10 protein-coding genes are annotated in these 11,376 nt (G+C 67.2%); 7 read left to right on the forward strand and 3 right to left on the reverse strand.

The window, feature by feature from the left end; translation table 11 throughout:
• The first annotated feature begins 21 nt into the window (after positions 1-21).
• From M3O59_RS13255 to M3O59_RS13275, 5 genes are all read left to right on the forward strand, one after another.
• The gene (locus tag M3O59_RS13255) at positions 22-1,728 is read left to right on the forward strand and encodes an alkaline phosphatase (protein WP_249046283.1); all 1,707 of its coding nucleotides are present in this window, start codon (positions 22-24) and stop codon (positions 1,726-1,728) included.
• A gap of 139 nt (positions 1,729-1,867) precedes the next feature.
• On the forward strand, positions 1,868-3,172 hold the full coding sequence (gene tilS, locus M3O59_RS13260; RefSeq protein WP_116906236.1) for a tRNA lysidine(34) synthetase TilS: 1,305 nt from the start codon (positions 1,868-1,870) through the stop codon (positions 3,170-3,172).
• A 31-nt stretch (positions 3,173-3,203) separates the two neighbouring features.
• The gene (locus M3O59_RS13265; RefSeq protein WP_064632765.1) at positions 3,204-3,464 is read left to right on the forward strand and encodes an exodeoxyribonuclease VII small subunit; all 261 of its coding nucleotides are present in this window, start codon (positions 3,204-3,206) and stop codon (positions 3,462-3,464) included.
• A 1-nt stretch (position 3,465) separates the two neighbouring features.
• Positions 3,466-4,341, forward strand: coding sequence for a polyprenyl synthetase family protein (locus tag M3O59_RS13270; RefSeq protein WP_116906237.1), 876 nt, complete (start codon positions 3,466-3,468; stop codon positions 4,339-4,341).
• Between the two features lie 461 nt (positions 4,342-4,802).
• Positions 4,803-5,900 (forward strand): M35 family metallo-endopeptidase, encoded by a 1,098-nt coding sequence (locus tag M3O59_RS13275; protein WP_064632770.1) that lies wholly within the window; start codon positions 4,803-4,805, stop codon positions 5,898-5,900.
• Positions 5,901-5,966: 66 nt separating this feature from the next.
• Here the strand turns inward: M3O59_RS13275 and M3O59_RS13280 are convergent, their stop codons facing one another.
• On the reverse strand, positions 5,967-6,356 hold the full coding sequence (locus tag M3O59_RS13280) for a DUF4870 domain-containing protein (RefSeq protein WP_064632772.1): 390 nt from the start codon (positions 6,354-6,356) through the stop codon (positions 5,967-5,969).
• Between the two features lie 227 nt (positions 6,357-6,583).
• Positions 6,584-7,951 carry a metalloprotease PmbA gene (gene pmbA / locus M3O59_RS13285; protein WP_116906239.1) on the reverse strand — a complete coding sequence of 456 codons (1,368 nt, stop codon included), beginning with the start codon at positions 7,949-7,951 and terminating at the stop codon, positions 6,584-6,586.
• 201 nt (positions 7,952-8,152) lie between these two features.
• On the opposite strand from pmbA, the gene yjgA reads away from it, so the two are divergent.
• Complete coding sequence (yjgA, locus tag M3O59_RS13290; protein WP_064632776.1) at positions 8,153-8,731, forward strand: ribosome biogenesis factor YjgA; 579 nt, start codon at positions 8,153-8,155, stop codon at positions 8,729-8,731.
• 256 nt (positions 8,732-8,987) lie between these two features.
• Here the strand turns inward: yjgA and tldD are convergent, their stop codons facing one another.
• Positions 8,988-10,433, reverse strand: a complete 1,446-nt coding sequence (tldD, locus tag M3O59_RS13295; protein ID WP_064632779.1) for a metalloprotease TldD — start codon at positions 10,431-10,433, stop codon at positions 8,988-8,990.
• Between the two features lie 97 nt (positions 10,434-10,530).
• Here tldD and M3O59_RS13300 point away from each other — a divergent pair, with 97 nt between their 5' ends.
• Positions 10,531-11,280: a DUF6065 family protein gene (locus M3O59_RS13300; RefSeq protein ID WP_249047018.1), complete on the forward strand. Its 750-nt coding sequence runs from the start codon at positions 10,531-10,533 to the stop codon at positions 11,278-11,280.
• Positions 11,281-11,376: the final 96 nt, after the last annotated feature.

Consider the following 11,376-nt stretch of genomic DNA (forward strand, 5'->3'; position numbering starts at 1 on the left):
GCCGATTCAGCCACGAGTTCGATGCCGATGCGTTACCGCCTGCCTGCCCTCGCCGCCCTGACCACGCTGTGCGTCGCCGCCTGTGCCTCCACTGCCGGAAGCAGCGCCTCTGCCCCCGCGGCGGTCAAGGTCGACGTGCCGCCAGTGACCCATCCGGCCGGCGAGACCCCACAGTGGTGGTACCGCTCCGGCGCGGCGCGGGCGGCCGGCAACGGCGCCATGGCGGGCAAGGCGCGCAACGTGATCCTGTTCCTGGGCGATGGCATGAGCCTGACCACGGTCGCCGCTGCGCGCATCCTGGATGGCCAGCGCAAGGGCGGGCCCGGTGAAGAAAACCTGTTGTCGTGGGAGCAGTTCCCGGCCACCGCCTTCAGCAAGACCTACAACACCGATTCGCAGACGCCGGATTCGGCCGGCACCATGACCGCGATCACCACCGGTGTGAAGTCGCACATGGGTGCGATCGGGGTCAGCAGCGGCAATCGCAGCGACTGCGCCGACAGCTTGAACAAGGGCCTGTTGAGCTGGTTGCAACTGGCCGACAGCGCCGGCATGGCCACCGGCATCGTCACCACCACGCGCCTGACCCATGCCACGCCCGCGGCAACATATGCGCATTCGCCAGACCGCAACTGGGAAAACGACACCGACCTGCCCGAGTCCGCACGCACCGCCGGCTGCCAGGACATCGCCCAGCAATTGCTGTCCACAGCCCGCTACGGACGCGGCCCTCAAGTCGTGCTGGGGGGAGGACGCAGCCAGTTCCAGACCGTGCAGGAGCGCGACCCGGAATACGACGACAAGGTGGGTCTGCGCCTGGACGGCCGCGATCTTGTGGCCGAGTGGAAGCAGGCGCACCCGCAGGGCGCCTATGTGTGGAATGAGCAGCAACTGAAAGCGGCAGCCGGCGCACCGGCGCTGCTGGGGCTGTTCGAACCGGACCACATGCAGTTCGACCATGACCGCAACCGCACCCCGCAGGGCGAGCCCAGCCTGACCGAGATGACCCGCACCGCGATCCAGTCGCTGTCGCGCGACCCGAACGGTTTCGTGCTGATGGTCGAAGGCGGCCGGATCGACCACGCCAATCACGCCGGCAACGCCTACCGCGCGCTCGATGAAACCGTGTCGCTGTCCGATGCGGTGCGCGCTGCCGTGCAGACCGCGCCGCCGGACACGCTGATCATCGTCACCGCCGACCATTCGCACACGCTCAACTTCGTCGGCTACCCGGTGCGCGGCAACCCGATTCTGGGCAAGGTGCGCGGCACCGGCGGCGAAGAAGGCGACCGCAGCCAGTTGGCCACCGATCTGGCCGGCCAGCCCTATACCACGCTCAGCTACGCCAATGGCCCCGGCTATACCGGCGCCAGCAACGCGCAGCCGGCCGGCTCGAAGAAATACCCGCACGAACCCAGCAGCAGCCAGCCGGCCGCCGGCCGCCCGGACCTGACCCACGTCGACACCGAAGCGCCCAGCTACATGCAGGAATCGCTGGTGCCGACCAAGTCAGAAAGCCATGGCGGCGAAGATGTCGGTATCTGGGCCACCGGCCCGGGCAGCGCGGCGTTCCGCGGCACGCTGGAAGAGAACGTGATCTACCACGTCATCGTCCAGGCCACCCCGCGCCTGCGCGAGCGCCTGTGCAAGGCCGGCACCTGCGATACCGCCGGCGTGCCGGTGGACCTGCCCAAGCCGACCACGTTCGAGGCTGCGGCCAGGCGCTGATGCGCGGGCTGCAGCGCGGCGATGGCAGGCAGATGACGCGCCCGCAGGCAACGCGCCGGGCCGGTGGCCGCTTGGCAGCCACGCAGCACGTGCAACGCCGGCCTACCCAGCACGCAGCATTCGCCGCTGGATCGCGCCGGTGCTGACCGCCACCCCGCTGCAGCTGCCCGCCACCCCGCCCGGCCCGGTGCTGCTGGCCTACAGCGGCGGAATGGACTCCAGCGTATTGCTGCATCTGATCGCGGCCATGCCGCGTTATCGGCAGGCCGGATTGCGCGCGCTGCATGTGCATCACGGGCTGCATGCCGATGCCGACGCCTGGGCCGCGCACTGCCAATGCAGCTGCGATGCGCTGCAGGTGCCGCTGCAGATCGTGCAGGTGCGGGTTGCACGCGACAGCGGCCTTGGCCTGGAAGCGGCGGCACGCAATGCGCGCCACGTCGCTTTCGCGCGGGCACTTGGCGCTGGCGAGTGGCTGGCGCTGGCCCACCATCGCGACGATCAGGCCGAGACCTTTCTGCTGCGTGCACTGCGCGCCGCCGGCCCGGACGGGCTGGCGGCGATGCGCCCGCAACGGCCGTTCGCCAACGGCACGCTGTGGCGCCCGTTGCTGGCGCACGCCCGCGCCGAGTTGCTCGCCTACGCGCATGCGCAGGGATTGCGCTGGATCGAAGACCCCAGCAACGCCGATCCGCGCCACGACCGCAATTTCCTGCGCACCCAGGTGCTGCCGTTGCTGCAGCAGCGTTGGCCGCAGGCAGCCGACGCGCTGTCGCGCAGCGCGCAACTGAGTGCCGACGCCAGCGCACTGCTCCTGCAGGACGATCTGGCGCTGTTGCCGGGCATGCGGACAGCGAGCGGCGCGCTGGATCTGCAACGGCTGCGCGCGCAGCCGGCCGCACGCAGGTCGCGCCTGCTGCGCGCCTGGGTGAGCACCTCGCATGCGCCACCGCTGCCGGCCCAGGGCGTTGCCGCACTGGAACGCGAAATCGACAACACCGCCGCAGACCGGCAGGCCTGCTTTGCGTGGCAGCAGGTGGAAATCCGTCGTTGGCGCCAATGCCTGTTTCTGCATCGCCCGGTTGCGGCCTGGCCGCCACACTGGCAAGCACAGTGGGATGGCGCGGCGCCGCTTCACTTACCCGACGGTGCGCAGCTGCAGTTGCGCGGCGCGCCCGGCCTGCGCTTTGCGCAACCGCTGACGGTGCGTGCGCGCCAGGGCGGCGAGCGCATCGTGTTGCCGCAGCGCGCGCATTCGCATCAACTCAAACACCTGCTGCAGGCGCTGGACCTACCACCGTGGCACCGCGAGCGCCTGCCGATCCTGTGGGACGAGGCGCATGTCCTGGCAGCTGGCGATCGCATCCTCTCCGCGGCCCTGAGCGAGTGGTTGCAGGCCAACGCCGCCACACTGCAATGGCACGCCGATGCCGATGCGAATTGACCCGCCTGCGTGCGCGCCGCACACTTTAGCGATGGCCAAGAAGTCCTTGAACGAAACATCCCCGGTTGCCCGCTTCGAACAGTCGCTGGAAGAACTCGAGCAACTGGTGCAGAAAATGGAAGTTGGCGACCTGAGCCTGGAGCAGTCGCTCACGGCCTACGAGCGCGGCATAGGCTTGTACCGCGATTGCCAGCAGGCGCTGGAACAGGCCGAACTGCGCGTGCGCCTGTTGACCGACCCCGCCCGCCCCGAGCTTGCCGAAGCCTTCGAACCGCCGACGCTGGACGGCTGAGGTGAGTTCGGCGCTGTTCGAACACTGGATCGCCCGCAACGAACGCAGCCTGGAGGCCGGCTTGCCGAGCGCTACGCTTGCGCCGCAGCGTCTGCATGCGGCGATGCGCCACGCAGTGCTGGGCGGTGGCAAGCGCATACGCCCGCTGCTGGTCTACGCAAGCGGCGCACTGTTCGGTGCCGCTGAAGATCAGCTGGACACCCCTGCGGTGGCGGTGGAATTGATTCACGCCTATTCGCTGGTGCACGACGACTTGCCGGCGATGGACGACGATGCACTGCGGCGCGGTCAGCCCACCGTGCATATCGCCTTCGACGAAGCCACTGCGATTCTGGCCGGCGATGCCTTGCAGACGCGCGCCTTCGAGTTGCTGGCTGCGGCACCGGTCGGCGCAGAGCTGCGCGTCGGCTGGATGCAGAGCCTGGCGATCGCTGCGGGCGCGGCCGGCATGTGCGGTGGCCAGGCACTGGATATCGATGCGACCGGGCAACTGCAATCGCTGCAGGATCTTCAACGCATGCATGCGCTCAAGACCGGCGCGCTGATCCGCGCGGCGGTGCGGATGGGTGCATTGACCGGCGGCGCTGCGGTTGCCGACCAGCAACGCCTGGACACGTTTGCCGATGCGCTGGGCCTGGCCTTCCAGGTCCGCGACGACATCCTGGATGTGGAATCGAGCTCGGCGCAGCTGGGCAAGACTGCCGGCAAGGACGCGGCGCAATCCAAATCCACCTACCCCGCCCTGCTCGGGATGGATGGCGCCAAATCGAAATTGGCCGAACTGGCCACGCGCATGCACGACATCCTGCAGCCCTACGGCCAACCCGGCCAGACACTGGCCACCCTGGGCCGGTTCGCAGTGGACCGCGCGCACTAGACACGGTTGGCAACGCCACAGCGCGCCGCAGTGAGCGGGTGCGGCGATGCCCGAATCGATCTCCGACGCAGTCTGCGGCCATGGCGCGCCATTCGCCCATACGGCCACACATCGACCACTGGCGAAAGAAAACCGGACACGCGGGACATGATTTGCGCACTCCGTGCGCCAGCGCACGGTCAACTGCTGCACGCTGGGGCACCAGCTGGAGAGCTTTGTCACAGATTGCAAATTTTCTCGCGCGGGTTTGTGTCAGGCGCTGACACACGCCAGTTGCGCCGTCATGACACGCGCCACACTTTAATGATGAATTATCAACATAGGTGATGTTACGGACAACGGCATAGGCGCGATACAAACAAAAATATCTGTAATTGAACGACTTGTCGCGCCCGCTCGTCCTGCCTAGGTTTGGGTTGCCCGCATCTGCGGACATCCCCCGACCACATGGAGAGTCACTGGTGAAGAATGTTTTTCTCGCATCGTTTGCAGCAGGCACGCTTGCCGTTGTTGGCGTGCTCGGTTCGGCGCAGGCGCAGTCCGTGCGCGGCCCGGTTCCGTTGACCATCGAACTGTCGCCAGTGGCCGATCAGGCTGGCCGTCATCAAGGCAAGATCGCCGTCACCGTCACCAATAACGGCAGCCAGATCGCACGCGTGCCGACCTACCAGCTGCCGCTGAAGTCGCTGGACAACGGCATTCTGGAAGTGAGCCGCGATGGCACGCCAGTGGACTACACCGGGCGCTTGGTCAAGCGCGGCCTGCCCAAGGCAGCCGACTTCACCATCCTGCAGCCGGGCCAGAGCGTGAAGGGTGAGGTCGATCTGGCCGGCGCCTACGACCTGTCCACCAGCGGCAACTACACCATCCAGGTGCGTTCGACCCTGCAGTACGCCTCGCTGTCCGATGGCAGCCTGATGAAAGCCGCCAACGGCCTGCCGGCGGTGGCCACCAGCACCCCGCTTACCGTCTGGCTGGATGGCGCACGTCGCGGCGTGCAGCGCCAGCTCGCGGTCGGCCCGACCGCCGTGGTGAATGGCATCAACTACCTCAACTGCAGCACCACCCGCACCAATCAGGCCGCCAGTGCCGTCACTGCCGCGCGCAACTACTCGCAGAACTCACGCAATTACCTCAATGCCGGCAGCACCGGGGCGCGTTACACCACCTGGTTCGGCGCTTACAACGCCTCGCGCTACAGCCGGGTCAGCTCCAACTTCGTCAACATCGACAATGCGCTGGACCAGAACAACGGCCAGCTGACGATCAACTGCAGCTGCGAAGCGGATCTGGCGGATGCCTTCGCCTACGTCTATCCGAACCAGCCGTACGAGATCCACGTGTGCAACGCCTTCTGGAGCGCGTCGACCACCGGCACCGACTCCAAGGCCGGCACGCTGGTGCACGAGACCAGCCATTTCACCGTGGTGGCCGGCACCCAGGACCGCGTCTACGGCCAGTCCGGCGCGCGCAGCCTGGCGATCAGCAACCCGGCCCAGGCGATTACCAATGCCGACAGCCACGAGTACTTCGCCGAAAACACTCCGGCGCAGAACTGATCCAGCCATCGTCTGAAACGACAAAGGCCCGGCAGCGATGCCGGGCCTTTGCGTCACGCGGCCAGATTACTTGACCAGGCGCAGCGTGAACGGATAGCGGTAATACTCGCCGTTATTGGCCTTGACCGCGGCCAGGATGCAGAACACCAGGCTACCGATCCATACCAGGGTGGGCAGGAAGGACAGAATGCCGAACGACACCATGGCCAGGATCACCGCCACGATCATGGCCAGGGTCACCGAGATCTGGAAGTTCAACGCCTCCTTGGCCTGATCGGTGGCGAACGGCTTGGACGGGCTGGCGTCCTTGCTGATCAGCCAGATCACCAGCGCGCCGACGAAGTAAGTCACGATGCCCAGCAAATGTGCGGCCAGCGCCAGGGTGCGTTCCTCCGACGGCGTGCTGGTGCCGATCGGCGGTGGCGGCGGTGCGGCGTGGGTGTCGAATTCGCTCATATGTCTCCCCGAACATGATTGTGGTGCGGCGGACTATAACAACGATTCAGCTAGCCACCAGTGTGGGCCGCCATGGTCTCTCACGGCGGCCGGTCCGGTCCGTGCAGTGCGCACCACCCGGACCCGACGTCCCCACCCACTACATGGCAAGACGGACGCCTGCATGATTCATGCGTCACTGCGCCCGAGCGCAGGCGGCGCATTGACCCGGCACACGAACGCCGCGCTCAGCTATCGCCCGCCACGGTCATCCGGTTGACCAGAACCGGGCCGATCTTGACGTGCGACCGAGGATCGACATCGCTGCCCACCGCTTCGATGCCGGCGAACATGTCGCGCAGGTTGCCGGCGATGGTCAGGCCATCCACCGGGTAGGCGATGGCACCGTTCTCGATCCAGAAGCCGCCGGCACCGCGCGAATAATCGCCGGTCACCGGGTTGACGCCGTTGCCCATCAGTTCGGTCACCAGCAGGCCCCGCGACATGCCGGCAATCATCGACGCCAGATCGCCGGCGTTGGCGGTGACCTGCAGGTTGTGCACGCCGCCGGCATTGGCGGTGGTCTGCAAGCCCAGCTTGCGTGCCGAGTAGCTGCCCAGCACATAGCGCTGCAGCACGCCATCGGTGATCAGTGCGGACTGCCGCGTGGCGACGCCTTCGCCATCGAATGCGGCAGAGCGCAGCCCGCGGCGCAGATGCGGCAGTTCTTCGATGGTGAACCAGTCCGGGAACAGCTTGGTGCCGACGCTGTCGAGCAGGAAGCTGGCGCGGCGATACAGCGCGCCGCCGGAGACCGCACCGAGCAGATGACCGACCAGCGAGCGCGCCACTTCCGGGGCGAACAGCACCGGCAACTGGCCGGTGGGCAGCGAGCGCGGCTGCAGACGCGCCAGGGTGCGCTCGGCGGCATGGCGGCCAATGGCCTCCGGCGCTTCGAGGTCTTCGCGCGCCAGGGCGCTGCTGTACCAGCCGTCGCGCTGCATGCCGTCGCCCTGCCCGGCAATCAACGCGCAGCTGATCGAATGATGGGTGCCGCGTTCGCGGCCGATGAAGCCATGCGAGTTGGCGTACACCGACAGGCTGAGCCCGGTGCTGGCCGAGGCGCCGTCGGAATTGCTGATGCGTGCATCGGCGTCGCGGCCAGCGCTTTCGCAGGCCAGCGCCAGGTCGACTGCGGTGTCGGCGTCCAGCGCCCACGGATGCCAGCTGTCCAGCTCGGGGAACTCGCGCGCCATCAGCTCCGGGTCGGCCAGGCCGGCGGCCACGTCGTCTTCGGTATAGCGGGCGATCGCGCAGGCCTGCGCAACGGTGGATTCCAGGCTGGATTCCTGCAGATCGGCAGTGCTGGCGCTGCCCTTGCGCTTGCCGAAGTACACCGTGACCGCAATGCCGCGGTCGCGGGTGGATTCGACCGTTTCCACATCGCCGAGCCGCACATTGACGTCCAGGCCGCGCTCTTCGCTGCAGCTCACCTCGGCCTGGGTGGCGCCGGCCGCGCGTGCGCGCTCGAGCAGGCGCTGCGCGATGTCGGTGAGCGCGTCCAGGCGCTGCAGGCTGTCGTCGGTGACACGGACTTCGGAGGAGAGTGCGTTCAATGCTTTATCCTTGGGAACGCGGATCCGTCCGCGAAAGCCCGGCCAACCGTGGCCGGAGTGTTTGATGTGGATGCGGATCCGTCCGCGAACGCTCGGCCGTTCCTGGCCGCAGTGTCTGAATTGAGTGCGGAGTATTCCGCCGGCGTCCGGCCGTTCAAGGCCGGAGATGTTCTATCAACCAAGTTTCGGGATGTAGTGGCAATGCGCGGACGCGATGAACAGACCGGTGAATTTCGCGGCGCCAGCCGTAGCCAGCAGCGGCGCGAGGCGCTGGAAATTTTCGACCTGGGCGAAAAGCTGGTGGCGCTGACCCCGGCGCAGCTGGCCAAGTTGCCGGTGCCCGAGTCGCTGATCCCGCATATCGAAGAGAGCAAGCGCATCACCTCGCATATCGCGCACAAGCGGCAGCTGGCGTTTCTGGCCAAGCACATGCGCCGCGAGGACGATGAAACCCTGGCAGCGATCCGCGATGCGCTGGATGCCAACAGCGACACCGCGCGCCGCGAAGTGGCGGCGATCCATCGGGTCGAACGCTGGCGCGAGCGCCTGCTCGCCGAAGGCGACGTCGCACTGGCCGAACTGCTGGAAGCCTACCCGGCCGCCGACCGCCAGCAACTGCGTCAGCTGGTGCGCAACGCGATCCACGAACGCGCCAAGAACAAGCCGCCGCGGGCCTACCGCGAACTGTTCCAGGTGCTGCGCGACCTGTCTCACGAGCAGGGATTGGAGAGTGGGGATTCGGGATTGGACGACGACCAGGACCTGGAAGACGACGAATAGCACCTGGCGGCCGCAATCGCCGAGCCGCTCAACCAGTGCCTCCGCCGCTGCCAACCGCGGCAGCATGCGTCCACCATCAGCAACCCGGGTAGGCGACACCTGAGCGCCGAGGATGCTGCGCGCCTCTACCGCCGCGCTTCCCAATGCTCTGATCCCGCATCGCGGCTTCAAGACCGACGCAGCGCAGGGCACGGCCACATGGCGCCCCGCTCCTGCCGTTGCGAATCCCCAATCCCGATTCCCGAATCCCCGCATCTCAGGCCTGCGTTCCGCCAACCGTGATGCCGTCGATCAACAGCGACGGCTGGCCGACGCCGACCGGCACGCTTTGCCCATCCTTGCCGCACACGCCCACGCCTTCGTCCAGTGCAAGATCATTTCCGATCATGCGCACCTTCTGCATGGTCTCCGGGCCGTTGCCGATCAACGTGGCGCCCTTGACCGGTGCGGTGACCTTGCCGTCTTCGATCAGGTAGGCCTCGGTGGCCGAGAACACGTACTTGCCGCTGGTGATGTCGACCTGGCCGCCGCCGAAGTTCACCGCGTAGATGCCCTTCTTGACCGAGCGGATCATCTCTTCCGGGTCGTGCTGGCCGGCGCGCATGTAGGTGTTGGTCATGCGCGGCATGGTCAGGTGCGCGAACGATTCGCGGCGGCCGTTGCCGGTGGGCGCCACGCCCATCAGACGCGCGTTGTGGGTGTCCTGCATGTAGCCGACCAGTACGCCGTCTTCGATCAGCGTGGTGCATTGGGTCGGGGTGCCTTCGTCGTCGATGTTGAGCGAGCCGCGCCGGCCGTCCAGGGTGCCGTCATCGACGATGGTCACGCCCGGCGAGGCCACGCGCTCGCCCATGCGCCCGGCGTAGACGCTGGTGCCCTTGCGATTGAAGTCGCCTTCCAGACCGTGGCCGACCGCTTCGTGCAGCAGCACGCCCGGCCAACCGGGACCGAGCACCACCGGCATCACGCCGGCCGGCGCAGGAATCGCGTCCAGGTTGACCAGCGCCTGGCGCAGCGCTTCGCGCGCGAAATCTTCCGGGCGCCCATCGGCGAATAGCTCGGCGTAGCCGTAGCGCCCGCCGCCGCCGGAATAGCCGGATTCGCGACGCCCGCCCTGTTCGACGATCACCTGCACGTTCATGCGCACCAGCGGACGCACATCGGCTGCCAGCACACCATCGCTGCGGGCGATCAACACCGTGTCCACACCACCGGACAGGCTCACCATCACCTGCTTGACGCGCGGGTCGGCAGCGCGCAGGTACTGGTCGATGCGGCGCAGCAGGTCCACCTTGGTGGCGCTGTCCATGTCGTCGATGGGATCGGTGGCCGGGTACAGCGCGCGGCCGTTGCCGCGCACCAGCGAACGGGTGGATTGCGCCCCGCCCTCACGCGAGATCGCGCGCGCGGACTGCGCGGCTTCCAGCAGCGCATCGCGATGGATGTCGTCGGAATACGCAAAGCCGGTTTTCTCGCCGGCGATCGCGCGCACGCCCACGCCCTGTTCGATGGAATGCGCACCGTCCTTGACGATGCCGTCTTCCACGCTCCAGCTCTCGCGCCGCGAATGCTGGAAATACAGATCGCCGAAGTCGATGCCCGGGCCCAACAGGGCGCCGAAGGTGCGGTCGAGATGGCCGGCGTCCAGGCCGGAAGGAAGCAGCAGCCGGGTTTCGGCCAGAGTGAGAGCGTTATCGGTCATGTGGTCAGGATGGGGCCCGCGCGCCGGGGAGACAAGTCGTTCGGCTGAACATGCGGCGCCGCTATCACTGCCGCCAGCTCTTATCGATCGCCCGCGCATGAAGTTCATCGCCCACGTTCTGGATGGCCACACGCTGGACATCCGCCCCGCCCCGCATGAGCGCGCGTGGATGGACGCCACCCACCAGCGCTACGCCTACCGTTGCCTGCCGCTGGCGATCGCCAATGCGCATGGTTCAGAGCTGCTGTGCCAGTCCGGGTTCGACGCCAGCTGGGACGGCGGCGACGCGCTGGCGGCGATCACCATCAACGCTGATCCAGACACGGTTGCACCGGCGATCAGCCACTTCGGTCATGGCGTGCTGACCTTCCACGTGCCCTGCCTGTTCCGCACCGACACCGGCATCGATCTGTTCGTCACCGGGCCCTTGAACCGGCCCAAGGACGGCATCGGCGCGCTGAGCGGGCTGGTGGAAACCGACTGGAGCCCGCACACCTTCACCATGAACTGGCGCTTCACCCGGCCCGGGCGGGTGCGCTTCGAGGCAGGCGAGCCGTTCTGTCATCTGTTCCCGCTGCAACGGCAGTTGATCGAACAGGTGCAGCCGCAGTGGAAGCCGCTTTCCGAAACGCCGCAGCTGGCGCAGCAACATGCCGACTGGACGCACAGCCGTACGCGTTTTCTGGATGCACTGCCGGATGCGCGTTCGGCGGCGGCGCGTGAAAAATGGCAACGCGGCTACTTTCTGGGCGTACCCGCGCCTGGGCAGCCGCCGACGCCTGGGCACCGCTCGCGGCTGCGCTTGCCGATGTTTACGCGCGCCGACAGCGACAGCCCGGCCGAATGAATGCCGCAATGCGTCGGCATGCACGGCGTGCCAGCTGCCGCGTGTGCCGCATTCGATCAATTCAAGGGTTGAGAGCCCAATAAGCACCGACGCTCG

The sequence above is a fragment of the Xanthomonas nasturtii genome (assembly GCF_023337365.3).
Classification (GTDB): domain Bacteria; phylum Pseudomonadota; class Gammaproteobacteria; order Xanthomonadales; family Xanthomonadaceae; genus Xanthomonas; species Xanthomonas nasturtii.